We start from the raw sequence: 25984 nt of genomic DNA, 5'->3' as shown, positions 1-25984 counted from the left end.
AATGATTATAGTAATGAGGCCAGAGGCCACAGAGAAAGAGATAGAATTTGTTGAGAAGAAATTAATAGAATATGGGTTTAAAACTCACCTTTCAAAAGGTGTAGAAAGAACAATTATTGGTGCAATAGGTGATGAAAGGGCGCTTAGAGATAAACCGTTAAGCTCTTTGCCAGGTGTTGAGAAGGTTGTCCCAATTTTAAAACCTTACAAACTTGTGAGCAAAGATTTTAAAAAAGAGCCGACTGTTTTAAATATTAAGGGTGTAAAAATAGGTGGCAAACATATTGCAGTAATGGCTGGCCCCTGTTCGGTAGAAAGCAGAGAATTATTATTTGAAGTTGCAGAATCTGTTTATAAAGCAGGTGCAAGAATTTTAAGAGGTGGAGCATTTAAACCAAGAACTAGTCCTTATTCTTTCCAGGGGCTTGGCGAAGAAGGGTTGAAATATCTTCGTGAAGTTGCAGATCACTTTGGAATGCTTGTAATAACTGAGCTCATGGATCCAAGAGATTTGGATCTTGTGGCAAAATATGCTGATATTTTGCAAATTGGCGCAAGGAATATGTCAAACTTCAGATTGTTGAAAGAGGTTGGTAAGGCGAAAATGCCAGTAATGCTGAAAAGAGGAATGTGTGCCACTATCAAAGAGTTTCTTATGGCAGCAGAATATATAGCAAGTGAAGGAAACTATGACATCATCCTTTGCGAAAGGGGGATAAGGTCTTTTGATACTGAGACAAGAAATACATTGGATCTTGCTGCAGTCCCTGTTATTAAAAACTCAAGCCATTTACCTATCATAGTGGATCCAAGTCATGGTACAGGTAGAAGAGATTGTATCTTGCCTATGGCTCAGGCTGCAATAGCTGCAGGAGCTGATGGTTTGATGGTAGAAGTTCATCCTCGTCCATCTGAAGCTTTGAGTGATGGTGATCAATCAATTTTGCCATCAGATTTTGAAGTGTTGATGAAAAGGGTTAGAGTTATTGCTGCAACTTTAGAGAAACATTTAGAAGAATAAAAAGGTATCTGTTTTGATAAAAAAAATTGGGATTATCGGTTTAGGGTTAATCGGTGGCTCTTTAGCTAAAGCATTTAATAATGTTGGTTTTAAAATATATGGGTTTGATTTAAATCCTGATGTAGTTATTTCTGCTGCAGAATCAGGTGTTTTTGACGCGGTTGCTGATAACTTAGAAGATTTTTTATCACTTGATATGGATTTGGTATATCTTGCAACCCCAGTATTGACCACTTTAGAATTGTTGGTTGAGTTAAAGGGATTTAATGTTGATGTATTGATAACAGATGCTTGCAGTACTAAAAAAAGTATTGTGGAAAAAGCAAAATCTCTTGGTTTGAGATTTGTTGGTGGACACCCTATTGCAGGTAAAGAGACATCAGGATTTAAAAACAGTGATGAAAAATTATTTGAAAATGCGTATCATTTTTTAACAACTGATTTTGTTGATAAATCGGATGTAGATAAGCTAAAAGAAATTCATAAAAAAATTGGGATGCGTGTAGAGCTTATTAGTAGTAATGAGCATGATAAACTTTTTGGTTTAATTAGTCATTTTCCCCATTTGATAGCTTTTTCATTGATAGATCTTGTTTTTAATGTTGATGAAACTTCATTGAGATTTACAGGTGGTGGATTTAGAGATTTTACCAGAATAGCTGGTAGCGACCCTAAGATGTGGAGTGATATTTTTGTGGATAATAATGCAAATTTGGTGGAGCTAATTGATAAGTTTATTGATATATTAAGAACATGGCAAGAAATGATTATAAATAAGGATGGAAAAGAGTTATTTAACTCCATCGAAAAAGTTAGTAATTTAAGGCGGAGTTTGTAGTTATGATAAGTTTTGAAAAAATAAGAGGGCTAAATGGTGAGATTACTGTTCCTTCTGATAAGTCTATGACTCATAGAGCATTTATTTTTGGTGCTATGGCAAAAGGGAAAACTGTAGTAAAATCACCGCTTTTATCAAGGGATACGATAGCCACAAAGGATGCACTTGTAGCTTGTGGTGTGGATTATGAACTAAAAGATGGGGATATGATAATAAATTCTAAAGGGTATGATAGCTTTTTAGAACCAGACAATGTTATAAATTGTGAAAATTCTGGTACTACAGCAAGGTTATTGACAGGGTTATTTGCTCCGCAAAGCAAATACTTTTTTATGACTGGCGATAACTCGCTTCGTAAAAGGCCTATGAAAAGGGTTATAGACCCCCTTTCTAATTTGGGAGCGGTTATTCATTCAAGAAGAGGTTTTCTCCCTTTGATGATACAGCCATCAAGTATGAAAGGTGGTATAATTGAAGCTAAGGTAAAGAGCGCTCAGGTTAAAAGTGCTGTAATACTTGCAGGTTTACAGATTGATGAGCCTGTAACATATATTGAAAAGGATCAAACAAGGGATCATACAGAACAGATGTTAAAATATTTTGGTGTCAATTTGGATATAAATAATGGTGTAATTGAAGTTAATAAAAAGTATCAATTAAAATCTACAGAATTTACTGTGCCTGGTGATTTTTCATCTGCAGCTTTTTTTATTGGTGCGGCATTAATGTTTGAAAATAGTGAAGTGGTAATAAAAAATGTGGGTTTAAATAAAACAAGGACTGGATTACTTAAAATTTTAAATGAAATGGGAGCAAAAATAGATGTTTTAGTAACAAAAGAAGGGGATGAACCTATTGGGGATATTTCCATTAAATTTTCATCTTTAAATGGTGGTGTAATTAGAGGTGAGATAATTCCAAATATTATAGATGAAATCCCACTGCTTGGAGCACTTGGGCTTTTTGCAAAATCACCTATTGAAATAAGGGATGCTGAGGAGTTGCGTGTAAAAGAATCAGATAGGATTAAATCGATTGTGTATAATCTAAGGGTAGTAGGTGCAGAGGTTGAAGAGTATGAAGATGGTTTTAAGGTTTACCCTATGAAAAAGGTTAATGATAAAGGGGTGCTAAAGTCTTTTGATGATCATAGGATAGCTATGATTAATATATTGCTCTCTAAAAGGTTTGGAAATTTTGATATTGACAGTATAGAAAGTATTGATGTATCTTTTCCAGACTTTTTGGAGAGGTTGAAACAGATTGAAATCAGTTAAAAAACTTCGTATTGCAATAGATGGCCCAGCAGGCAGTGGAAAAAGCACAATAGCCAAAATTTTAGCAAAGCTTTATAATTTGATATATATCGATACTGGTGCAATGTATCGTTATGCTGCATATCTGTATCTAAAAAATAATCAAAATCTTGATATAGTTATCAATATGCTGAAAGAATCTGAGTTTAATTTTGTTAAAGATGGTGAAACTCAGAAGTTAAAGGTAGATTTTCATGGGGAAAGTAAGCTTTATGATGATGAGTTAAGAACGGTTGATGTAAGCAAAATAGTTAGTAAAGTTGCTAAAAATAAGGATATCAGAATAATTTTGACAGAAAAACAGAAAGAAATTGCAAAAAATAACAGTGTGATCATGGATGGAAGAGATATTGGGACTGTGGTAATACCTGAGGCAGAAGTAAAAGTGTTTTTATCTGCAACACCTGAAGAGAGAGCAAAGAGAAGATTAAAAGATTATGAAACTAAAGGGATAAAAATTTCATATGAAGAAGTATTAGAGGATATTAAAAAAAGGGATGAAGAGGATGTAAACAGAGACATTGCTCCTTTAAAAAAGGCAGATGATGCCTATGAGCTTGATACAACTGGTTTGTCAATTGATGATGTGGTAAGAAGAATAAAAGAGTTAATTGATAAGGTGTATTAATATGAAAATTTTAGTTGCAGAGCATGCTGGGTTTTGTTTTGGTGTTGAAAGAGCTGTGGGGATTGTGGAGGATACAGCAAATAAAAAGAGTAATGTTATCACACTCGGGCCAATCATACATAACCCTCAACTTGTTAATAAATTGAAAGAGAAAGGGGTGCTCCCTTTAGAAAATATAGATGAAGTGAAAGATGTTCATACTGTGATTATTCGTTCTCATGGTATTACAAAGGATAATTATGAGTTGTTGAAAAATAAAGGGGTTGAAATAATCGATGCTACCTGCCCCTTTGTAATCAAAGCTCACAACTCAGCTATGAAGTTATCTAAGGAAGGTTACAGTGTAATAGTTTTTGGCGATAAGAATCATCCTGAGGTAAAAGGGATTGTTAGTTATGTGGAAGGGGAATATTTTCTTGTTTCCAATAGTGAAGAAGCTAAGAACTTGCCATTTAGAAAAAAGTATGGCTTAGTGGCTCAAACCACGCAGAATAGTCAAAGTTTTGAAGAAGTTGTTAGTGTTGTTCAAGATAAATGTGATGAATTAAAAGTGATAAACACCATTTGTAATGCCACAACTCATAGACAGGAAGCTGCCAAAGAGGTTGCAAAACAGGTTGATATGATGATTGTTATAGGTGGCAAAAATAGCGGAAATACAAGAAGATTGTTTGAAATCTGTTCAGAACTTTGTAAAAATACTGTTCATATTGAGACAAAAGATGAATTATCAGAAAAAATGTTTGAAAATATTGAAAAAGTTGGTATAACAGCAGGAGCAAGCACTCCTGACTATCTTATAAAAGATGTTATAAACTATTTAGAAGAGGTTAAAAATGAGCGAGAACGAAAAGAAAATAGGTGAGACTGAGATTGAAGATTTTGAAACTTTATTAGAGCAATCATTGGCTACTCCACAAAAAGGGGCTATTGTAAAGGGGCAGGTTGTCCAGATTACAGATAGCCATGTGTTAATAAATTTTGGTTATAAATCTGAAGGTTTTGCAAATAAAGAGGATTTTTTAGAAGATGGAGAGCTGACTGTTAAGGTTGGCGATGAAGTAGAGGTTATGGTTGTTGGTATCACTGGAGGTGGTGCAAGGATCTGGCTTTCGAAAAGAGTCCTTGATCAGAAGAAAGACTGGAGCGATGTTTTAGAAGCTCATGAAAAAGGTAAATATATCCCTGTAAAGATTTTAGAGAAGGTGGAAAAAGGGTTTAAAGTTGTTTTCAAAACGGTAGAAGGGTTTATCCCTGATGGGCACATGGAATATATGCATAAACAAAGGGATGATGAATACTACATCGGCAAGGTATTCAATGTAAAAATTTTAAGAATTAACAAAAGAGATAAATCCTTTTTAGCTTCAAGAAAAATTTATATGCAAGAGGTTGCAGAGGAGGAGAAAAAACATTTCTTTGAAACTGCAAAAGTAGGTGACCTTGTAAAGGGTAGGGTGAAAAGTATTAAAAATTACGGTGTGTTTGTGGATCTTGGCCCAGTTGATGCATTTTTAAAGAGGGAAAATATAAGCTGGGGTAGAGTAAGACATCCAAATCAGTTTTTAGAAATAGATGATAAAGTAGAAGGGGTTATTATTAACCTTGATCCAGAAAATCAAAAGGTTGAGATCAGTATTAAGGATAAAACAGAAGATCCTTGGCTTAGTGTAGATAAGAAGTATAAAAAAGGTGAAAAAGCTTCTGGCCAGATTGTAGCTAGAGTTAGAAGAGGTTATATTTTGGAAATGGAACCAGGTATAGATGGATTTTTACCTGATGAAGAGTTGTCCTGGCTTAAGAAATCTAATGTTAAACTTAATGTAAAAGATGTTGTAGAAGGGCAAGTACTTGATATAGATCAGAAAAATAAAAAAGTGGTTATTTCTTTAAAATTGCTTACCGATAATCCTTGGAATACTCTAAAGGAGAAACATCCAGAAGGCTCTGCCATCAAAGGGAAAATAAAAAATATCACAGATTTTGGGCTTTTTGTAGATTTTGGATCTTTTATAGATGGGTTAATTAGAAAAGAGGATATTTCTTGGACTGAGGAGATTGAAGATTTAAATGAAAGATTTAAAGTAGGTGATGAGGTTGAAGCGAAGATATTAAAAATAGATGAGAAAAGGGAAAGAGTATCTCTTGGGATAAAACAGTTAGAGAAAAACCCTTGGAAAGAGATAGATAAGATTTTACCAAAAGGTAAGGTTGTTGAAGCCCCTGTAACATTTGTGGGCAAAGATTATGTGGAAGTTGAGTTGCCTAGAGGGATAAAAGGGGTTATTGAAGCAAGAGAGCTTGATGAAAATAGAGTATTGCCAGAGGATGTGGCAAAAGTTGGTGATACTTTAAAAGCAGTTGTTATTGGGCATAATGCAAAAGAAAAAAAGGTTTATTTATCAAGGAAGAAATATTTATTGGACTCTGAAAAGAGGGAAGTAAAAGAGTTTTTAAAACAGCTAGAAACTAAAGAAACTTCAGGCTTTAGCTTGGGGAATGTGTTAAAAGATAAGCTTAAAGATATTAAAGAATAGAATAAAAAAGCTCCCCTCTTTTTATAAATTGAGGCAACAATGATTTATTATCTTATTTTTCTTGTTTGTGCCGCGGTTATCGTTGTAAGCGGAATTAAGCTTTCTAAATACGGTGATGTGATTGCCGAAAAAACATCTTTAGGGCATAGTTTAGTTGGTATTTTACTCATCTCTGTTGTTACAAGTTTACCTGAGTTGATTTCTTCAATCGGTTCTGTCACAGTTGTAGATTCACCATCTTTGGCATTTGGAAATGTATTTGGCTCTAATATGTTTAATATTTTTATCATTTTTTTGATGGACTTATTATTTAAAGATGATTCTATTTTTATAGATGTTAGTCTTGCAAATGTAATTACAGGGATTTATGCAGTTTTGCTTACATTTATTGCTATGGCTGGTTTTGTATTTAAATCACCTCAGATATTTTGGGTTTCTTCTGTAAGTGTTATAATTTTCATTGTTTATGTAGGATCTGTTTACAGTGCTTATAGAAGCTCATCACTGGATGTTGATGTGGATAGCAAAGAGGATGAAATATCTGAAATTCCCCTTAGCAGAGCTGTTTTACTTTTTTTACTTTTTGCAGTTTTGATCATTGTGGCAGGTTTGTTACTCAGTAAATCAGCTGATGAGATAGCAATTAGAACTGGGCTTGGTCAAAGCTTTGTTGGCATGTTTTTGCTGGCAGCTGTTACTTCCTTACCTGAGGTTTCTGCAGCTGTTGGAGCTTTAAGAGTTGGCTCTAGCAATATGGCTATCGGTAATCTTTTTGGCTCCTGTGTGTTTAATGTGGCTGTTATCTTTTTTGTAGATATTTTTTATGCAAAGGGGAGTGTCTTTAACAATGTTGAATTGATTCACTTAAAATCTGCTCTTTTTTCTGGTATAATGATTTTAATTGCTATGATAGCTGTAAAGCAGGATAAATTATCTAAATTTAGGTTTGGGAGGATAAGTATTTATTCTTTTTATATCGCATTGTTTTATGTATTTTATCTCTATTATATGTATAAATTTAGGGTTGGGGTATGAAGACTTTTAAAAAGGTTATGAAATTTTTGCTTTCATTGATAGTAATAGTAATATTTATCTATTTTGTAGTGTATTTATTCTCTGGAAAAAATGAAATTGTTTTGAATAAGCCGCATATAAAAGTGATCAAATTAGAAGGGATTATCGTAGATTCTGAAAAGATTGTCAGAGAGTTAAGAAAAGCTGAGGAAAATGACTTTGTAAAAGGGGTAATTATTAGGATTAATTCACCAGGAGGAGCAGTAGCTCCAAGCCAGGAAATTTATAAGGCTATTAGAAAGGTCAAAAAGCCTGTTTATGCAGCAATTAGCACACTTGGAGCTTCTGGTGGGTATTATGTGGCTGCTGCATGTGATAAAATTTATGTACTGGGTGGTAGTATCACTGGTAGCATAGGTGTTATTATGAGATTTTCAAATTTTAAAGAGCTTTATGATAAGATAGGGGTAAAGTTTGAGAGTATAAAAAGTGGTAAATTTAAAGATATTGGGTCATCAAGTAGAGAGATGTCAAAAGAAGAAAGGGAGCTTTTACAAAAAGCTATAGATAATGTTTATAAACAGTTTGTTAATGATATTTTAAAAACAAGACATATTTCAAAAGATATCATTAAAAAATATGCTGATGGAAGAATTTTAACTGGTGAGCAGGCTTTAAAACTTGGTTTTGTAGATAAAATTGGGACATATTATGATGCTTTTGAAGACATGAAAAAAGATTTTCATTTGGGTGAAGATGTTGTTTTGTATGAGGTAAAGGATAAGAATAGTTTACTCAAAGAGCTATTGGAAGGGGTCTCAAAAGTTAGGTTACTATTTAATAATTCAGCAATATTTTATTATTTATACGAATAGATAGATGTTTGCTAAAGTTACCACTGCGCATTTAGAAGGGATTGAGCCTGTTTTAGTTGAGGTGGAAGCAAATATTTCAAGTATGGGTTTGCCATCATTTTCTGTGGTGGGTTTAGCCGAGACGAGTATCAAAGAGAGTAAAGAAAGAGTCAAATCTGCATTAAAAAATTTTGGATTTAATATCTTTGCAAAACCTATCATTATAAATCTTGCTCCTGCTGATTTCAAAAAAGAGGGGACTCATTATGATTTGCCTATAGCTGTTGTTTTATTGCTTGCTGCAGGATATTTAAACGCTAATGTTGATGATACCTTTTTTATTGGTGAACTTTCCCTGGATGGAAAACTAAGAGGTGTAAGAGGGGTTTTGCCGTTTACTATTTTTGCAAAAGAGATGGGTTTTAAAAGGGTAATATTGCCTGAAGAAAACATAAACGAGGCAGGCATCATTGATGGAATAGATATTTTTGGATTTCAAAGTTTAGATGATGTGATTGGTTATATAAATGGTGAGGTTAAAAAAGAACCGGTCAAAATGGATATAAATGAACTTTTATCTGATGAAGAGGAGCATTTGGATTTTAGTGATGTAAAAGGGCAGTTTGCTGTAAAAAGGGCTGCAGAAATTGCTGCAAGTGGTATGCACAATTTTATTATGATTGGTTCTCCTGGAAGTGGAAAATCAATGATTGCAAAGAGAATCCCAACAATTATGCCCTCAATGACTATTGATGAGATTATAGAAACTACAAAAATACACTCAGTAGCTGGTAGGCTTTTAAAAAAGAATGGGATTGTAAATAAAAGGCCTTTTATTGCGCCACATCATACGGCAAGTGATGTTTCAATTATAGGTGGTGGTAGAGATGCAAAACCTGGCGCAGTGAGCCTTGCTCACAATGGGATACTTTTTTGCGATGAGGTGTTAGAGTTTAAAAAGAGTGTGCTTGAGGTTTTGAGACAGCCGTTAGAAGATAGGGTGGTGACAGTTAGCAGAGCAAATAGGACTGTGGTTTATCCAGCAAATTTTATGTTTGTTGCTGCATGTAATCCTTGCCCTTGTGGGTATTTGGGTGATAGTAAAAGGGAGTGTGTATGTACTCAAGCACAAATTCAAAGATATAGAGCAAAGCTATCAGGTCCTCTTATGGATAGGATAGATATACAGGTGCAGGTATCATCAATTGATATAAAGGATTTATCAAAATTGCAGCCTGGTGAATCATCAGCAAGTATAAGGGAGCGTGTAGAGGCAGCAAGAAAGATTCAGCAGGAAAGGTTTAAAGAAGAGGGGATATTGTATAATTCTCAAATGAGTGAGAAATTGATAAGGAAATATTGTAAGCTTGATAGTGAAAGTATAAAATTGATGGAGCAAGCAGTAACAAAGATGGGGTTATCAGCAAGAGCCTATTCAAAGATATTGAAAGTAGCAAGAACGATTGCTGATTTAGAAAATAGCGAAAATATCAGTTCAAAACACCTCTTAGAAGCCATCCAATACCGCATCCTCGATAAAGAGTATTTTTAAATATAATTAATAATATTATGCTTTCAACATAAGTATATATTTATATACACTTAATAATATAACAGTGTTTAATCGAAGCATATAGGATAGGCGTTTATTCTCTGTAAAAAAGTATGGATATTAATAAAATATGCTGATGTAAATTTTTTGTAAATTTTGTAAATTTGTTTGACATGAAGCTTTACGTAAATATACTGGTGTTATAAAATAAACAATTGGAGGGTAGTGTGAATATTAATATCTATGATTGGGATCCTGAAAATCCTGATTATTTTAGTAGAAAAGGGAGAAAAATTGCACTGAGAAATTTATGGATTTCAATCCCAGCATTGTTGTTAGCATTTGCAGTATGGATTATGTGGAGTGTGATAATAACAAAAATGAAACAGTTTGGCTATAATTTTGGGATGATTACTTCTGATATGACACCTGAGCAAGTTAGTGAGAAACTAAAAGAAATTAATATGTTGTATTACACACTTCCTGCTATTGCAGGGTTAACAGGTGCTACATTGCGAATACCAAATTCATTTTTAATATCTATTGCTGGTGGTAGAAATGTTATATTTGTAACAACCTTCCTTTTGTTATTGCCTGCTATTGGTACTGGTTTAGCTTTAAGAGACGTTAATACTCCGTATATTGTTTTTGCAATATTAGCAGCTTTATCAGGTATAGGGGGAGGAAATTTTGCTTCATCTATGAGCAATATAAGCTATTTTTTCCCTAAAAAAACTCAGGGTACATATTTGGGGATGAATGCTGGTATTGGAAATTTGGGCGTAGGAGTAATGCAAAAAGTTATTCCTATAGCTGTAGGTGTTTATTTGTTTAGTGCTATAGACAAAAATGGTAATATAGTCACAAATGTACCATTAGCTGGTGTACAGAATGCAGGTTGGGTTTGGGTAATTCCTCTCATATTAGTTTCAATCGCTGCATTCTTTGGAATGAATAATTTGCAATCTGCTACTCCTAAAATTCCTACCCAGTTAGTTGGTATGATTAAAACGTTATATCTAATATGTTTAGGTTTTATAGCTGCTGGAATAGGTGCATACATGCTAATTAGTTTGAAGATAAATATGTGGATTGTACTGCCTTTTGTTATTATTTTTACTCTATTACTTATGAGATATATGACACCAAAACAAATTAAAGAAAATTTAAGACAACAGTTTGTTATATTTAAGAACAAACATAATTGGGTTATGACAATAATTTATACGATGACTTTTGGTTCATTTATTGGTTTTTCGGCAGCCTTTCCAAAACTATGTCAAGATGTTTTTGTTTATTCAAATCCTTCTGATCCCACTTTTGTTAATCCAAATGCACCAGATTTTTTATTTTGGGTATTTTTAGGACCAGTTTTAGGCGCATTAATTAGACCAGTTGGAGGATGGTTATCTGACAAAGTAAACAGTGGAGCAAAAGTAACAACAATTAGCATTATATTGCAAATAATTGCTACATTTGCAGTAGCTTACTTTATAAAATTAGCAAAAGGAAGTCCGACTCCAGAAAGATATTGGTGGCCATTTTTTATTATGTTTATGATTCTTTTTATTACCACTGGTATTGGGAATGGTTCTACTTTTAGAAGTATTCCTCATATATTTGATAAGGCATTGGCTGGACCAGTATTAGGTTGGACATCTGCGGTTGCAGCATATGGAGCTTTTATAATCCCAGGTATTTTTGGCCAACAAATTAAGGCAGGAACTCCTGAAAAGGCATTATATGGATTAGCTGTGTATTATATCATATGCCTATTTTTGAACTGGTGGTATTACCAAGGGCCAAAAGCTGAAATAAAAAATCCATAAATAAGGGGGAAAGATGAAATACCTTTATGTGTTAATAATAATTTTTTTTAGTACTAGTCTCTTTGCTTATAATAATACTTTTACTAAACCTTTTAAGAATGGGAGTCCAGCATGTACAAGTTGTCACTCAATTAAGGCAGCAGGCTTTTCCGGTAAAACATGGGGACCTGATCTAAGCACGTTATACATAGATTTTGACTCGGATGCTGATTCTATTAAATCTTTTATAAAAGATAGTGGGATACCTCCTATGGATGCTGTTTATAAAGGTAGAAATCTTTCAGATGAAGAACTGAATAACCTTATTAAAGCTTTTGCTTCATTAGGAAGTAAAAATGTAGAAAGTAATAATTTATTTTTTACTTTGTTTGTTATTTTCTTTGTAGGCATTTTTGTAGCTATAAAAATATTTTTTAGGAAAAATGAGATTTTGGAGGCAAACAAATGAGCATAAAAATAACAAAAAATTCATGGTTTGAGATATTAAAATCAAGTGAAGAGAGGAAATGGGAAGAATTATATAGGAGCAGATGGGAGCATGATAAAGTTGTAAGAAGCACTCATGGTGTTAATTGTACAGGAAGTTGCAGTTGGAATGTTTTTGTTAAAGATGGACTCGTAGTTGGTGAAGTTCAAGCAACTGATTATCCTGCAATTGGAGGAGACATTCCTATGACTGAACCACGAGGTTGTGCACGAGGCGCTTCCTTTTCATGGTACTTATATAGCCCTATAAGAGTAAAATATCCATATATTAGAGGAAAGCTTCTTGATTTATGGCTTGATGCAAAAAAGAAATATGATGATCCAGTTGATGCATGGGCAAGTATTGTAGAAGATACTGAAAAGAGAAACAGTTATATGGTTAAACGAGGTAAAGGTGGGTTTAGAAGAATTGATTATGAATCAGCATTGGAACTAATTGCCGCATCAAATATTTATACCATTAAGAAGTATGGACCTGATAGAATTATTGGTTTTTCACCGATTCCTGCTATGTCCCAAATAAGTTATGCAGCTGGTTCAAGGTATTTGAATTTAATTGGTGGTGTAGTGATGAGTTTTTATGATTGGTATTGTGACTTACCTCTTGCATCACCACAAGTATGGGGTGAGCAAACAGATGTGTGTGAGAGTGCAGACTGGTTTAATTCATCATATACAGTTTTGATGGGGTCAAATGTTAATGTAACAAGAACACCAGATGCTCATTATTTATACGAATCTAAAATGAAAGGTGGCAAAATTGTGGTGATGTCACCAGATTACAGTTCAGTAACTAAGGGAGCTGATTTATGGATTAAAATAAATAAAGGTCAAGATGGTGCTTTTTGGTTGGCAGTAAACCATGTGATACTTAATGAGTTTTATAATAAAAGTATTACTGGTTATTTTGATGATTATGTTAGAAAATATACGGATCTTCCTTTTTTGGTTTATTTAGATGAAAACAATGATAGCTATGAAATGGGTAGAATGGTAAGAGCTTCAGATTTTGAGAATACAGAGAGAGAAGAGAATGCAGAATGGAAATATGCTGTAATAGATCTTGAAAGTAAAAATGTAGTTTTTCCATATGGATCAATTGGTTTTAGATGGGCACAAGATGAAAAAAACAAATTTAAATGGAGATTGATAAATAAATGTGGGATTAGTGATAAAGAGATTGTACCTACTTTGAGTATACTTGAAGTTTCAGACAGAACAATTGGTGTGAAATTTTATGAATATCATAATGATAAAGTTGTTGAAAATGTTAGAAATATACCTGTGTTTGAAATTGAAACTAAGGAAGGTAAAAAATTTGTCACAACGGTGTTTGATTTGCTTAACGGTATGTTGGGTGTTGATAGAGGTTTAGGAGGAGATTATCCGTCTTCATATTATGATGATAAAATTTATACTCCTAAGTGGCAGGAAAAGTATACTGGTGTAAATGCTGATACAGTTATAAAAGTCGCAAGGGAATTTGCTGAAAATGCAGCGAAAACTTGTGGTAAATCAATGATTATAATTGGAGCTGGGATAAATCACTGGTATCACCAAGACTTAATGTATAGATCAGCGATAATGGCTTTACTTTTAACTGGTTCTGTAGGAGTAAATGGAGGAGGTTTAGCTCATTATGTAGGACAAGAAAAAGTAGCTATGTTATCTTCTTGGGCAACAATCGCCATGGCTGGTGATTGGTTGAAGCCTCCAAGATTACAAAATACGCCATCTTTTTGGTATATTCACTCAGACCAATGGAGGTATGAAGATAAAGTTTTTGACTATTTTAAAGTTAATGATGAAAACAAATTTAAAGAAAAGCATACAGCTGATTTCATAGCTAAAGCTGTAAGGTTAGGATGGTTGCCATTTTATCCTAGTTTTAGTGAAAATCCATTGAACCTTGCAAAGTTGAACAACCCTCAGGCAAATGTGGTAAATAAATTGAAAAAAGGTGAGTTAAAATTCTCTGTTGAAGAGCCTGATAATCCAGTAAATTTCCCGAGAGTTTGGTTTATCTGGAGGGCAAATGCTATTGCTAGTAGTGCAAAAGGGCACGAATATTTTATGAGACATGTTTTAGGAACATCGGATAATTTGACAGCTGAGGAAAAAGCAGTTTCATTAAAGGATGTAAATAATCAAATAGAAGCACCTAAAGGAAAAATTGATCTTATTGTGGATATTAATTTTAGAATGGATACATCTGCGCTTTATTCTGATATAATTTTACCGGCTGCCACATGGTATGAAAAAGATGATCTTAATACGACAGATATGCATTCTTTTGTCCATCCATTGAGAAAAGTAGTTGCTCCATTATGGGAATCAAAGAGTGACTGGAATATTTTTAAAGATCTTGCTAAGAAATTTTCTGCACTTGCAGAAAAACATTTTCCAAAATCAGTAAAAGATTTAGTAGTAGCAACACTTTTGCATGATACTCCAGAAGAAATAATGCAGCGAGATGTCAAAGACTGGAAATATGGAGAGACAGAGCCAATTCCTGGAAAAACAATACCTAAATTGGCAGTTATCGAGAGAGACTATAAAAAAATATATCACAAGTTTATTTCTTTGGGACCAAATGCTGCAAAATCTATTGGTGCTCATGGTGTTAGCTGGGATTCATCCGAGGAGTATGAAGAATTAAAAATAAAAAATGGTGCAATCAGATTAGCTGATGAAGAATTTCCTAGCTTAGAAGAACCTATTAATGTTGCAAATGCAATACTACATCTTGCTCCAGAAACAAATGGTAAAGTGGCAGTTAAAGGTTTTAAATCTTTATCGAAGTTTACAGGCATTAATTTTGATACTTTGGTAAAAGGGAATGAGAAGGTAAAAATGGATTTTGATGATATAACGATACAACCCCGAAGACTTAATACATCCCCTATTTGGAGTGGTATTATTGATGAAGGAAGACCATATGCTCCATATACAATTAACACAGAGTTTGGTCTGCCCTGGAGAACTTTGACGGGAAGGCAGCATTTTTATCTGGATCATGAGTTTTATAAATATGCTGGAGAGATGCTTCCTGTATATAAACCTAACTTACCAGAAAATGTTTTAAATGAGCTCATTAAAACTCAGGATGGCCTTGTTTTAAATTATCATACACCTCATGGGAAATGGCATATCCATAGTACTTATTATGACAATTTAAGGATGCTTAGTTTGTCAAGAGGTGGACAGGTAATCTGGTTAAATAATGTTGATGCGGAAAAATATGGTATAAAGGACAATGATTGGGTAGAGGTTTATAATAAAAATGGAGTTGTTATCTGCAAGACAGTAGTCTCATCCAGGATGCCATCTGGAGTTTGTTATATATATCATGCAACGGAACGAACTATTAATGTGCCAATATCAGAAAAAACAAACAATAGAGGGGGTAATCATAATAGTCTGACAAGAGTTAGGTTAAAACCTCTGGCTATGGTAGGTGGTTGTGGACAGTTTAGCTATTACTTCAATTATTGGGGACCAGTGGGGGTCAATAGGGACACTTATGTAGTGGTTAAAAAATTAAATAAAGTGAGGTTCTAAGATGGATGTTAGAGCTCAGTTTTCAATGATTTTAAATTTGGAAAAATGTATAGGATGTCATACATGTAGTGTCACATGTAAGAACATGTGGACAAACAGAAAAGGTGCAGAATACATGTGGTGGAACAATGTGGAGACAAAACCAGGAACTGGATATCCAAAGAGATGGGAAGATCAGGAAAAGTACAAAGGTGGTTGGATAAAAACAGATAATGGGCTGAGTCTAAAAATTGGGGGAAAACTTAAACTTTTGTCTAAGATATTTTACAATCCTGATCAGCCAACAGTAAGAAATTACTATGAACCTTGGTCATATGAATATGAGCATCTTTTTAATGCAGCAGATGGTGATTATCAACCTACTGCAAGAGCGATATCTGAGATTACGGGGGATTATATTGAAGTTAAAAGTGGTCCAAACTGGGATGATGATTTAAGTGGTTCTGATGAATATGCTTTAAATGATCCTAATCTATCTGATGAAGAAAAAAAACTAATAAAAGAATTATCAACTGTATTTATGTTTTATTTACCTAGATTGTGTAATCACTGCTTGAATCCGGCATGTGTTGCTTCATGTCCATCTGGAGCTATATACAAAAGGGGGGAAGATGGTATTGTATTAGTTAATCAAGAAAAATGTAAATCTTGGAGATATTGTATATCAGCATGTCCTTACAAAAAGGTATATTTTAATTGGAATAATGTAAAATCTGAAAAGTGTATTTTTTGTTATCCTAGGATTGAAAATGGTGAGGCTACTATATGTTCACAATCCTGTGTTGGTAAAATCAGAAGTCTTGGGGTAATATTATATGATGTAGATAAATTGACAGCTATATTGACTGAAAATGATACAAATCTTGTTGATTACATTAGAGAATGTATTCTTGATCCAAAAGATGAAGATGTTATTAGGGCTGCAAAAGAATCTGGTATTAGTGAAGAGTGGATAACAGCTGCAAAATCTTCTCCAGCATATTCTTATGTAAAAGAACTTGGAATAGCTTTGCCCCTGCATCCAGAATTTAGAACTTTTCCGTCGGTTTTTTATGTTCCTCCTTTATCCCCGATTTTGCCTACAATAGATACTGAAGATTATATTCCTGAAGTAGATAAACTAAGGATTCCAATTAAATATTTGTCTAAAATCTTTTCAGCGGGAAATGAGAAAATAATTAAAGATGTGATTGAAAAACTAATTGTTGTTAGGAAATATATGAGAGCAAAAATGTTGGGAGATAAAGAGAAATTAGCAGAGATTTTGAAAAATTCAAAACTTGAAGAAGATTTAATATTAAAGGCTTACAAACTGTTTACCCAGGCAACAATTCATGAAAGATATAATATACCTCAGACAGCTAAAGGGAGCAATAAAGACTCTTATGAACAACAAGGAACAATAGGTTTTGGATTAAGAGGCAAAAAAGGGTTTAGAAAATGATAAAAAAATTAACTGTTTATAGTAAATTACTTGAGTATCCCTTAGATTATAAAGAATTTATGTGTAGTTGTAATTTGATAGGTGATTTAAAATTAGATTTTTCTAAAATTAAATTATCAGAATTACAAGAAGAGTATGTGTCCATTTTCGATTTTAATGAGAAATCAACACTTTATATTTCAAAACATATTTCTAAGAATGATGATGAAAGGAAAATGTTCTTGTTAGCAATGAATGAGTTTTTAAAGTTGTATGGCGGTAAACCAAATATAAAACATTCACCAGATTATTTGCCTACGATTTTGTCAGCTTTGTATATTGCAATAAATAAAAAAGAATATCCAGAAAAATTAAGTTACTTAACAGCGATGATTGAAAGATCTGTTTGTGACATTTTGAATTCATTTAATGAGAGAAGCAGTGTCTATTACAAGATAGTGGAATCTTTAAAATATTATTTAAACGATATTCAAAAAATTTTGGAGGTAAAATATGCTTGATATTTTAGTTTATATAATAATACCTTATTTATCTATAGCGTTTTTTATTGTTGGGTTAGTATTTAATCTCAGTTATGGGAAATTGCGAAATTCAGCTCCTGCAACAGGATTTTTTGAGAAAAACAAATTAAATACTGGTTCACCTCTTTGGCATTATGGTATTATTATAGTTTTAATAGGACATTTATCCGGTCTTTTATTACCAGGGCTTTTTAAATTATTATTTACTAATTACTCTGTCTTGCTTCTTTTTGAGGCTTTAGCTGTATCTTCAGGCTTAATAGCATTCATAGGGATTTTAGTTTTGCTAATAAGAAAATTTGCAGTAAAAAGTGTAAATAAACACTCACTGTTTACAGATTATATTTTTATGATTTTATTGTTCATTCAGGTAGTATTAGGGCTTATTATTGCAATTAATTATAAATGGGGAATTGCTTGGTATGTATCGAATATAACTAAATATTTATGGAGTATTTTAATTTTAAGCCCACAAGTTAAATACGTTGAGGGGTTTCCAATTTTGGTTACTTTTCATTTTTTAATTGCATTTATACTTTTTGCAATATTGCCATTTACTAGGCTTATTCACGTAGTATTTGTTCCTATTGGATATTTTTTTAGAAAACCACAAAGAATAATATACAATTAATTGTAGGAGCAGTATATGTCTAAAAAAGATCTAATTATAAAATACGGACTAAAAGGAACGCCAAATTCAGGATTAATAATGGCGACCTTTGGCTTTTTTGTGGGATTTGCTGCAGTTTCTTTATATGGTCCTGTTGCTAAAAATTTTAACAATGTAATGCATATGTCTGGAGTATTATTAGGTCTGTTGGTGGCAGCACCAAATTTAACGGGGTCTTTATTAAGAATTCCTTTTGGGGCTTGGGTTGATAGAGTTGGTGGTAAAAAGCCAATGCTTACTCTTCTATTTTTATCAGTAATTGGTATGGCAGGTTTGACTCTTGTTTTATATTTTTATTATCCCGAGAAGATTAGTATAAAAATGTATCCTATTATCTTTATTTTTGGATTACTAAGTGGTTGTGGAATTGCAACATTCTCTGTAGGAATCCCTCAAACATCATATTGGTTCCCTCAGAAAAAACAGGGATTTGCTCTAGGAACTTATGCAGGTTTAGGTAACACAGCACCTGGTATTTTCGGAATTATCTTACCCGTAATTCTTGGTGCTATTGGTTTAACTGGGGCATACGCTTCCTGGTTCTTATTTTTATTAACGGGCACAATAATTTATTTATTCTTTGCAAATGATGCATATTATTTTCAATTAATTCAAAAAGGGGTATCCCGTGAAGAAGCGATTAAAATTTCCAAAGAGTTAGGGCAAGAACTTTTTCCATCTGGAAAAGTAATAGAATCATTAAAGATATCAGCTAAAGTACCAAAAACATGGGGACTTGTAGTTTTGTATTTTATTTCTTTTGGAGGATTTTTAGCACTTACTGCATGGTTTCCTACATATTGGATAGAGTTACATAATGTTGGTATAAGACAAGCTGGTTTATTAATGGCTTTTGGTTTTTCTTTGTTAGCATCCTTTATCAGGGTATATGGTGGTTTTTTAAGTGATAAAATAGGAGGAGAAAAAACTGCTATTATTAGTTATTCTATAGTATTTATAGGTGCTTTTATTCTTGTTTTTACTAATCAGTTTATAATAGCTTTAATAGGTGAAATAACAATAAGTATTGGTATGGGGATAGCAAATGCTGCGGTTTTTAAACTTGTTCCAAAATATGTGCCTAATGCTCCTGGTGGTGCCAGTGGTTGGGTTGGTGGCTTAGGAGCTTTTGGTGGGTTTGTAGTACCTCCTTTGCTTGGTATTTTCGTGGATTTATTTGGTAAAATTGGCTATGCAAAAGGCTTTATTGTTTATATGCTATTAGCAGTTATTGGTATTGTTATATCAGTACTATTAAAAAAATCTAGTCAAGGAGTTTAATATGGACGAAAAAACAATTATTAAATTTGTTGAAAATGCTGCGGATGCAATTTTAGCAATTGATAAAGAAGGTATAATTCGTTTTTGGAATTCTGGTGCTTCAGATTTATTTAGATTTAGTAAAGAGGAAGCCATAAACAGTAGTCTAGACATCATAATTCCAGAAAAATTGAGGCAAAGACATTGGGAAGCTTTTTTTAATTTTGTTAAAACAGGCAGAGGCAAATACAGTAATGAGCATTTGCTATCAGTCCCTGCTATAACAAAAAACAATAAAAAAATATTTGTGGATTTCAAGTTAACAACTTTAACTGATAATAAAGGGAATATTGAATATTGTTTTGCTATTATGAGAAAAAAAGAAAAAAATAAAGATCTCTAGGTTAGGATTCGTTGATAAAGTGGTTATGTTCGGCCACAATGGGATACTTTTTTGCGATGAGGTGTTAGAGTTTAAAAAGAGTGTGCTTGAGGTTTTGAGACAGCCGTTAGAAGATAGGGTGGTGACAGTCAGCAGGGCAAATAGGACGGTAGTTTATCCAGCAAATTTTATGTTTGTAGCAGCTTGTAATCCTTGCCCTTGTGGGTATTTGGGTGATAGTAAAAGGGAGTGTGTCTGCACTCAAGCTCAAATTCAAAGATACAGGGCAAAGTTATCAGGGCCTCTTATGGATAGGATAGATATACAGGTGCAGGTAACATAATCGATATAAAGAATTTTTCAAATTTAATATTCTCTAGAGAGTATTTAAAACTTAAATAATTATTTTATAGTAAATTAATAAATTTATATTTGTTATAAATTTTATGCTTTTTTACATATAAAATAACTTGAAAAATGAGAAACATCGAATAAAATAAATTATTTTCAATAATAAACTAGAGAAAGGAGATGTCATGTTTTCTTTTAAAAAGCTAAGCCTTTTTATAATAATGTTTTTATCTATTATATTCTTATACGGTTGTTTTGATGATAACGGAGATAACAATGCAGTAACAACATCTGGTAGTTTCTTACCTTATGAAGGTAGTATAAATCTTGTTGATGCTGAAGATCCAACGTTGAGAAAAACAGTTGTAGATGGTCAAATTGACGATTATTTACCTGTTTTTAAAATTAAAAACTACAATACAGATACTGGTATTTATACAGGGCTTCATTATGATTCAATCTTTTATATTTATAATGGTATTGTTTATAAACTTAATTTGCATAATAATGGGGAATCTTTCCCATCTCCAGTAGCTGTAGGAGATATAACAAATGCAAATGGAATAGCGTATTTACCAGATTTTAAAAATGATATAACATATCTGTTAGTATACACTGATAATGATAAAAGTTATTTATTAAAATACAACAATGGTCAGGTCATTAATAAAATAGAATTTAATTATAATATTTTTAATAGCGATGTTTTGTATTCATCAGATGGTACTTTGACAAAATTTCTAATAGGTGATAATAATACTATAAAGATATGTGATACAGATTTACAAAACTGTACAATTGCTTTTACAGGGTCTGATGAGTTTGATTTGTTAGGGTATAAAACTATAGAAACAAAATACTATTCAATAAATAATTATATTTTTAAATATAATAAAGATAACAATAGCCTTGACAACACATCTATTGCAGTTCCTGCCGGATTTGTAGATTCTTATACTGATAATAACAGTTTATATTTTCTTAATATACAAGATAATAATTACAACCTCCCAGCACATTTCATTATTTCAAAATATTATTTTGATAATAATTCGATGTCCAATATTTTCAATGATAACTTTACGGATAACTGTTCCTTAGTAGATGCTGATTTAATTGGTGGGACAGATAATTATATAATTTTAACTGTAGAATATGCAAATCCTTCATGTACAAATCATTTTTATTCAGAAATTTGGGCAATGAAAAAGGACGGAAGTTCACATTTGGTTATTTATCAACCCCCAGAAGGTTATAAATTAGAGTCATTTGGGAGTGATACATTTATTCTTGATAAAAATAAACTTTATTTCAACAAAGTTTCTGATAATGGTACAAAAGTAGAAGCGTGTTATTGGGAAGACAATGACAATAATACACATTGTTACGATAGCCAGAATAATAGTTACTGGATGTTAGCTACTCTCTCATCAACCAATACCGTTGATATTTACAATTTTCAATTACCAGTGGATAAATTGTTGTTAGTAGAAAATCCAACAATAGTAAAAAATAATGATATAAATAAGGAGTTATATTTGTATGGAGGAGATTTAAGAGTTATTACTAAAGAAAGCATTGTCAATAATTTTTCTAAAGATGACACAATATACTTAGGGACATTACCAGATGATGGTTATCGATATCTCTATATTGATCAAAATTTTAATTTTAGTGATTCAATTTTATTTGATATGGAGTTTGATGATGATAATTCTGATGTGTTTTATGTAAATCTAAACAACAGTAATAGCTTATATAGGGTAACAGAAACACCAGATAAAGATGAAGTGGTTATAGATAGTTTATTTTAATCCATTATGACAGGGTGTTTTCACCCTGTCATAATATATGAAGACAGGATATTATGAGGATATTGCACAATAATAATTGCAAAAGCTCCTCAGGTTGCTTCGCTGATGCTCGCAATGACAACATTTTTAGGTTATTGCGAGGCAACAAAAGTTGCCAAAGTAATCTCAAAACTACTGTGATATCAAGATATTGACCCATTGTGCTACAGCCTCGATTTGGTGTTAGTCGAGGGAAACGATAAATGCTCCTGGGAATCTATACTTTATATCGTTTAGTCCTTTTTGTGCTTTTTCTAAAGAGTTAAAACCAGTTATTTGGACTCTATAAAAAGTATTTCCGTGGATATAGGCTTTTTCTATTCTTGAATTTCTAAACTGTTTTGAAAGTTTATAGGCATTGTTATAAACTTTAAATGATCCTATCTGGATTGCAAAGTTACCTTTATCAAGATTATATCTTTCTCCTTTTACCTGATAAAAGTCAGGGCTTTCTGATAGTAAAGTAATTTTTACTTTTGCAGTCCCTTTTTCTACAATTCCTATTTTTTTTGCAGCAGCATAAGAAAGGTCGATTATTCTTCCACTAATAAATGGGCCTCTATCATTTATTCTAACATCTACTTCTTTACCATTTTCTAGATTTTTGACATGCACATAGCTTCCTAAAGGGAGTAGTTTATGAGCAGCTGTTAAATCATACATGTTAAACCGCTCTCCACTTGCTGTTAATTTTCCATGTTCTTCTTTTCCATACCATGAGGCGATACCAACCTGCTGAAAGTGAGAAATTTTTGTATATGGATAATATAATTTACCTCTGATAACATATGGTTTACCATATCGAACACCTTTTGCTTTATATTTTGGTGGATGATATTTTGTGGCGCAGCTAACTGTTAATAGTACAAGAGTTATTAAAAACAGATTGTAATATTTTTTTAACATTTTTTATCCCTTCATCTATAGTGTTGTAAGAGATTTTATATTCTATTTTGTCCGGTAAAGATTTGTAATAAAGAGGGTCATAATAATTTTCTAATAAGTCTTTAACAAAATATTCGTATTTTTGATTTTTATAAAAATTAATAAGTTGTTCACTCCTTTTTTTTCCTAAATACTTTTTTATTTTATCTAATGCTTTAGTGATTGAATTAATATCAGTAAATGGTAAATAATTTTCTAGAGTGTATTTAACCCGAAACTCTAAACTTGGTTCTGTTAGAATAGAAATACCTGAATTCATTAAACTAAATAAAGTATCGGGTATAGTGACTTTGCCAATTTTTTTGCTTTCACCTTCTATTAAGATATATTTTGGGTAATTTAACAGGTAAAAATTATACCACAATCTTGATTCAAATTTCTTTTGAGTAATACTATCAAACCCTTTTTCTCCTATAAAACCAAAGCTTGAACCTTTGTGGCAGGCATGTTTTTCAAGATTTATAACAGGGTATCCTTCCTTAAAAAGTTCTTCTAGGATTTTTGTTTTAGCGGAACCTGTGGGCCCATACATTACTATTATCTTGGGTTTATATTCTAAGCTAAATTTACTTGTAAAGAAATTATAGACAAACTTTCTAAAGATTTTGTATCCACCTGCCAATTTAGAGACATTGAGACCAGCTAGTTTTGCAAAAGCACACATAGCTTCGCTTCTGTCTCCGCCTCTCCAGCAATAAATGACTGTTTCTTTCCCATTATCGACTAACTTTTTTATTTTATTTATAAATTGGGGGATTTTAGGGCTAACAATTTCTACGCCTTTTAATTTTGCTTTGTTTGAGCCTTCTTTTTTATAAATTGTTCCCACAATAGCTCTTTCATTGTCATCTAAAAGTGGGATATTTACAGCGGTTGGTATGTGATCTTCTAAATATTCTGAAGGTGATCTTACATCAATCAGGTTACAATTTTCAATCCCTTTAGTTAATATATAATCTAAATCAATGCGTTTAATATAGAGCATCAGTTATACATTTTTTTCAAAATATCTAAAAACTGTCTGACTGAGTTTCTTAAGGTTTTCTTTTTGCTATGAACTAAAAAGATATCTTTTTCAACAACAAGGTCAACTATCGGAACACCTATTACTTCATCACCACAAATTTCATTTTTTAGAGCAAATTCACTCATAAAACCGATACCGAGTTTTCTCTTAACACTGTGCAAAACTGCATGAGTTGTACTGACAGTAGCAACGATTTTTAATGAGTCGAAATCATAGCCTTTTTGTTTCAAAGCATGTTCAACTGCAGCTCTGGTGCCTGAACCTATTTCTCTGACAATAAATTTTTCATGTAAAATCTCTTCTAAAAAGATACTATCCCTTGTATAAAAAGGGTGTTCTTTATGAACGGCCAGGATGATTTTATCTTTAAAAAAATGAGTAAAATCTAACCCTTTTTTTGGTATTTTTCTTGATACTATTGCAAAATCTAATATCCCATCGAATACCCTTTGAATGATAGATTGAGAATTACCCACATCGATACTGAAATATGTTTTCGGATGTCTATTTTGGAACTCTTTGATTGCATTTGGTAAAATAAATTCTGAAAGAATAGTGCTTGAGCCTATTCTGATATGGCCGCTGACATCATGTAAGAACTCTTTGATTGATTCATAAGCACGCTCTCTTAAATCTAACATATCAACCGCATATGGGTAAAAAAGCTCTCCGGCTTCTGTTAAAATTACTTCTTTTGATAGCCTTTCGAAAAGCTTTACGCCTAATTCTTCTTCTAATGTGTTTATATGCGTAGAAACAGTGGGCTGGCTTAAAAGAAGTTTTTCCGCTGCTCTAGAAAAACTTTTATACTTTGCAACATATACAAATGCTTCTATTTGCTTGAAATCCATATGATTAACCTCACATTTTTTAAACTATTTTAATTATATTATTGAAAAAATCAATGATTAAAGTGAAAGTATTTTTGAAACTAATAATATTATTTAGCAGGTTATACTCTTTGAGACCATAGTAAAGTAATTGTTGCTCAGGCAATCAAGTAAAATAAACTTTTAAACAAATTTACTGCTTGATTTTATTTTAACAATGTTTTATTATTCCTTAAATTTATAAACAATTTGTATATAAGGGGCTTGTGGATGAAGATATCAAAGATGGTAGATGAGACTATTGGTTATATCGTGTTTGATTTAGACCCCTATTTAAATAGTGAAAATTTAAAAGAAATTTATAATATATTAAATGAATTTGAAAATAGTAAAGATATTAATTTGATTGTTTTAAAAAGTAATTTGGATGACTTTTGTTTGGGTTGTAATATTGAGGAGTTAATCAATTTTAATGAAGCAGATTCTAAAATATACTCATTTTTAGGTCAGAGATTGATAAAAAGGATGAGAAATCTTAAAAAAATAATAATTTCTATGGTTGATGGTAATGCAACTGGGGGAGGGTTTGAAATCTCTTTAGCTTCTGATGTGATTTTTGCTACAAAAAGGAGTAGGTTTGGTTTCCCGGAGACAAATTATGGGATTATCCCAGGTTTTGGCGGTACTCAACTAATGAGTAGAAAAGTTTATGAAACATTTACAAAGTATTTGGTGTTTACGGGTGATTTGGTTGATGCTGATATATTGTATGAAAAAGGGTTTATTGCTGAGTTATTTGAAAATAGAGAAGACATGGAGAAATTTTTGATTGATTTTGCAAATAAGATAAAGGAAAGAAGTGTTTTTGCTATTGGTTTGGCTAAAGAGGTAATAAATAATGGTGTTGAAATCGATTTGGATAAGGCATTATTGTTAGAGCAGAATGCATTTACTGTGGCGTTTGCAAGTAATGATAAAGTGGAGGGGATGTCAGCATTTTTAGAAAAGAGGAAACCGATTTTTAAAGATAGATGGGAAGAGTTTAAAAAGTTGTAGGGAGGATGC

At 32.4% G+C, this 25984-nt stretch carries 22 protein-coding genes and 1 pseudogene; 20 read left to right on the top strand and 3 right to left on the bottom strand.

The features are described from left to right. The first annotated feature begins 1 nt into the window (after position 1). The 19 genes and pseudogenes from aroF to DEFDS_RS10500 all read left to right on the top strand — a co-directional run bounded on the left by aroF (position 2) and on the right by DEFDS_RS10500 (position 22078). Positions 2–1021: a 3-deoxy-7-phosphoheptulonate synthase gene (aroF, locus tag DEFDS_RS10590; RefSeq protein ID WP_013008793.1), complete on the top strand. Its 1020-nt coding sequence runs from the start codon at positions 2–4 to the stop codon at positions 1019–1021. Between the two features lie 13 nt (positions 1022–1034). Beyond that, a complete protein-coding gene (locus DEFDS_RS10585) occupies positions 1035–1859 on the top strand; it encodes a prephenate dehydrogenase (protein ID WP_013008792.1) in 825 nt (274 codons plus the stop codon). 2 nt (positions 1860–1861) lie between these two features. Then, complete coding sequence (aroA, locus tag DEFDS_RS10580; protein WP_013008791.1) at positions 1862–3136, top strand: 3-phosphoshikimate 1-carboxyvinyltransferase; 1275 nt, start codon at positions 1862–1864, stop codon at positions 3134–3136. Beyond that, entirely contained in the window at positions 3123–3803 is a 681-nt protein-coding gene (gene cmk, locus DEFDS_RS10575) for a (d)CMP kinase (protein ID WP_013008790.1), read from the top strand. Before aroA ends, cmk begins: the two co-directional genes overlap by 14 nt. Position 3804: 1 nt before the next feature. After that, a complete protein-coding gene (gene ispH / locus DEFDS_RS10570) occupies positions 3805–4668 on the top strand; it encodes a 4-hydroxy-3-methylbut-2-enyl diphosphate reductase (RefSeq protein ID WP_013008789.1) in 864 nt (287 codons plus the stop codon). Next, positions 4640–6340 carry a S1 RNA-binding domain-containing protein gene (locus tag DEFDS_RS10565; protein WP_013008788.1) on the top strand — a complete coding sequence of 567 codons (1701 nt, stop codon included), beginning with the start codon at positions 4640–4642 and terminating at the stop codon, positions 6338–6340. The genes ispH and DEFDS_RS10565 overlap by 29 nt, the downstream gene beginning before the upstream one ends. Positions 6341–6379: 39 nt before the next feature. Then, positions 6380–7375 (top strand): sodium:calcium antiporter, encoded by a 996-nt coding sequence (locus tag DEFDS_RS10560; RefSeq protein ID WP_013008787.1) that lies wholly within the window; start codon positions 6380–6382, stop codon positions 7373–7375. Next, complete coding sequence (gene sppA, locus DEFDS_RS10555) at positions 7372–8229, top strand: signal peptide peptidase SppA (RefSeq protein WP_013008786.1); 858 nt, start codon at positions 7372–7374, stop codon at positions 8227–8229. The genes DEFDS_RS10560 and sppA overlap by 4 nt, the downstream gene beginning before the upstream one ends. Positions 8230–8233: 4 nt before the next feature. Continuing rightward, positions 8234–9760, top strand: coding sequence for a YifB family Mg chelatase-like AAA ATPase (locus DEFDS_RS10550; protein ID WP_013008785.1), 1527 nt, complete (start codon positions 8234–8236; stop codon positions 9758–9760). Between the two features lie 227 nt (positions 9761–9987). After that, complete coding sequence (locus DEFDS_RS10545) at positions 9988–11589, top strand: MFS transporter (protein WP_013008784.1); 1602 nt, start codon at positions 9988–9990, stop codon at positions 11587–11589. 13 nt (positions 11590–11602) lie between these two features. After that, the gene (locus tag DEFDS_RS10540) at positions 11603–12037 is read left to right on the top strand and encodes a c-type cytochrome (protein WP_013008783.1); all 435 of its coding nucleotides are present in this window, start codon (positions 11603–11605) and stop codon (positions 12035–12037) included. Beyond that, complete coding sequence (locus DEFDS_RS10535; protein WP_013008782.1) at positions 12034–15636, top strand: nitrate reductase subunit alpha; 3603 nt, start codon at positions 12034–12036, stop codon at positions 15634–15636. The genes DEFDS_RS10540 and DEFDS_RS10535 overlap by 4 nt, the downstream gene beginning before the upstream one ends. Position 15637: 1 nt before the next feature. Further along, on the top strand, positions 15638–17080 hold the full coding sequence (gene narH, locus DEFDS_RS10530) for a nitrate reductase subunit beta (RefSeq protein WP_013008781.1): 1443 nt from the start codon (positions 15638–15640) through the stop codon (positions 17078–17080). Then, positions 17077–17580, top strand: a complete 504-nt coding sequence (locus DEFDS_RS12745) for a molecular chaperone TorD family protein (RefSeq protein ID WP_013008780.1) — start codon at positions 17077–17079, stop codon at positions 17578–17580. Before narH ends, DEFDS_RS12745 begins: the two co-directional genes overlap by 4 nt. Further along, positions 17573–18232: a respiratory nitrate reductase subunit gamma gene (locus DEFDS_RS10520; protein WP_013008779.1), complete on the top strand. Its 660-nt coding sequence runs from the start codon at positions 17573–17575 to the stop codon at positions 18230–18232. Before DEFDS_RS12745 ends, DEFDS_RS10520 begins: the two co-directional genes overlap by 8 nt. 15 nt (positions 18233–18247) lie before the next feature. Next, positions 18248–19552, top strand: a complete 1305-nt coding sequence (locus DEFDS_RS10515; protein WP_013008778.1) for an MFS transporter — start codon at positions 18248–18250, stop codon at positions 19550–19552. A 1-nt stretch (position 19553) separates the two neighbouring features. Beyond that, the gene (locus DEFDS_RS10510; protein ID WP_013008777.1) at positions 19554–19934 is read left to right on the top strand and encodes a PAS sensor domain-containing protein; all 381 of its coding nucleotides are present in this window, start codon (positions 19554–19556) and stop codon (positions 19932–19934) included. A 22-nt stretch (positions 19935–19956) separates the two neighbouring features. Then, a pseudogene (locus DEFDS_RS10505) lies at positions 19957–20253 on the top strand (ATP-binding protein); the annotation flags it as partial. 196 nt (positions 20254–20449) lie between these two features. Continuing rightward, positions 20450–22078, top strand: a complete 1629-nt coding sequence (locus DEFDS_RS10500) for a hypothetical protein (RefSeq protein ID WP_013008776.1) — start codon at positions 20450–20452, stop codon at positions 22076–22078. A 222-nt stretch (positions 22079–22300) separates the two neighbouring features. Here the strand turns inward: DEFDS_RS10500 and DEFDS_RS10495 are convergent, their stop codons facing one another. Genes DEFDS_RS10495 through DEFDS_RS10485 form a run of 3 tightly spaced genes read right to left on the bottom strand, consistent with a single transcriptional unit; the run spans position 22301 to position 24940 of the window. After that, on the bottom strand, positions 22301–23023 hold the full coding sequence (locus DEFDS_RS10495) for a septal ring lytic transglycosylase RlpA family protein (RefSeq protein WP_013008775.1): 723 nt from the start codon (positions 23021–23023) through the stop codon (positions 22301–22303). Beyond that, the gene (gene mnmH / locus DEFDS_RS10490; protein ID WP_013008774.1) at positions 22968–24047 is read right to left on the bottom strand and encodes a tRNA 2-selenouridine(34) synthase MnmH; all 1080 of its coding nucleotides are present in this window, start codon (positions 24045–24047) and stop codon (positions 22968–22970) included. The genes DEFDS_RS10495 and mnmH overlap by 56 nt, the downstream gene beginning before the upstream one ends. After that, a complete protein-coding gene (locus DEFDS_RS10485; RefSeq protein ID WP_013008773.1) occupies positions 24047–24940 on the bottom strand; it encodes a selenium metabolism-associated LysR family transcriptional regulator in 894 nt (297 codons plus the stop codon). The genes mnmH and DEFDS_RS10485 overlap by 1 nt, the downstream gene beginning before the upstream one ends. Positions 24941–25189: 249 nt before the next feature. Here DEFDS_RS10485 and DEFDS_RS10480 point away from each other — a divergent pair, with 249 nt between their 5' ends. After that, entirely contained in the window at positions 25190–25975 is a 786-nt protein-coding gene (locus DEFDS_RS10480) for an enoyl-CoA hydratase/isomerase family protein (RefSeq protein ID WP_153801494.1), read from the top strand. Positions 25976–25984 lie beyond the last annotated feature (9 nt).

Origin of the sequence: Deferribacter desulfuricans SSM1 (genome assembly GCF_000010985.1) — a bacterium.
Taxonomy (GTDB): Bacteria; Chrysiogenota; Deferribacteres; order Deferribacterales; family Deferribacteraceae; genus Deferribacter; species Deferribacter desulfuricans.
This window is presented reverse-complemented; position numbering and strand designations above follow the sequence as displayed.

Bases quoted from the DNA above. Each gene is read 5' to 3' on its own strand.
- aroF (WP_013008793.1), top strand. From the start codon at position 2: ATGATTATAGTAATGAGGCCAGAGGCCACAGAGAAAGAGATAGAATTT.
- aroA (WP_013008791.1), top strand. From the start codon at position 1,862: ATGATAAGTTTTGAAAAAATAAGAGGGCTAAATGGTGAGATTACTGTT.
- ispH (WP_013008789.1), top strand. From the start codon at position 3,805: ATGAAAATTTTAGTTGCAGAGCATGCTGGGTTTTGTTTTGGTGTTGAA.
- DEFDS_RS10565 (WP_013008788.1), top strand. From the start codon at position 4,640: ATGAGCGAGAACGAAAAGAAAATAGGTGAGACTGAGATTGAAGATTTT.
- DEFDS_RS10560 (WP_013008787.1), top strand. From the start codon at position 6,380: ATGATTTATTATCTTATTTTTCTTGTTTGTGCCGCGGTTATCGTTGTA.
- sppA (WP_013008786.1), top strand. From the start codon at position 7,372: ATGAAGACTTTTAAAAAGGTTATGAAATTTTTGCTTTCATTGATAGTA.
- DEFDS_RS10550 (WP_013008785.1), top strand. From the start codon at position 8,234: ATGTTTGCTAAAGTTACCACTGCGCATTTAGAAGGGATTGAGCCTGTT.
- DEFDS_RS10540 (WP_013008783.1), top strand. From the start codon at position 11,603: ATGAAATACCTTTATGTGTTAATAATAATTTTTTTTAGTACTAGTCTC.
- DEFDS_RS10535 (WP_013008782.1), top strand. From the start codon at position 12,034: ATGAGCATAAAAATAACAAAAAATTCATGGTTTGAGATATTAAAATCA.
- narH (WP_013008781.1), top strand. From the start codon at position 15,638: ATGGATGTTAGAGCTCAGTTTTCAATGATTTTAAATTTGGAAAAATGT.
- DEFDS_RS12745 (WP_013008780.1), top strand. From the start codon at position 17,077: ATGATAAAAAAATTAACTGTTTATAGTAAATTACTTGAGTATCCCTTA.
- DEFDS_RS10520 (WP_013008779.1), top strand. From the start codon at position 17,573: ATGCTTGATATTTTAGTTTATATAATAATACCTTATTTATCTATAGCG.
- DEFDS_RS10515 (WP_013008778.1), top strand. From the start codon at position 18,248: ATGTCTAAAAAAGATCTAATTATAAAATACGGACTAAAAGGAACGCCA.
- DEFDS_RS10510 (WP_013008777.1), top strand. From the start codon at position 19,554: ATGGACGAAAAAACAATTATTAAATTTGTTGAAAATGCTGCGGATGCA.
- DEFDS_RS10500 (WP_013008776.1), top strand. From the start codon at position 20,450: ATGTTTTCTTTTAAAAAGCTAAGCCTTTTTATAATAATGTTTTTATCT.
- DEFDS_RS10495 (WP_013008775.1), bottom strand. From the start codon at position 23,023: ATGTTAAAAAAATATTACAATCTGTTTTTAATAACTCTTGTACTATTA.
- mnmH (WP_013008774.1), bottom strand. From the start codon at position 24,047: ATGCTCTATATTAAACGCATTGATTTAGATTATATATTAACTAAAGGG.
- DEFDS_RS10485 (WP_013008773.1), bottom strand. From the start codon at position 24,940: ATGGATTTCAAGCAAATAGAAGCATTTGTATATGTTGCAAAGTATAAA.
- DEFDS_RS10480 (WP_153801494.1), top strand. From the start codon at position 25,190: ATGAAGATATCAAAGATGGTAGATGAGACTATTGGTTATATCGTGTTT.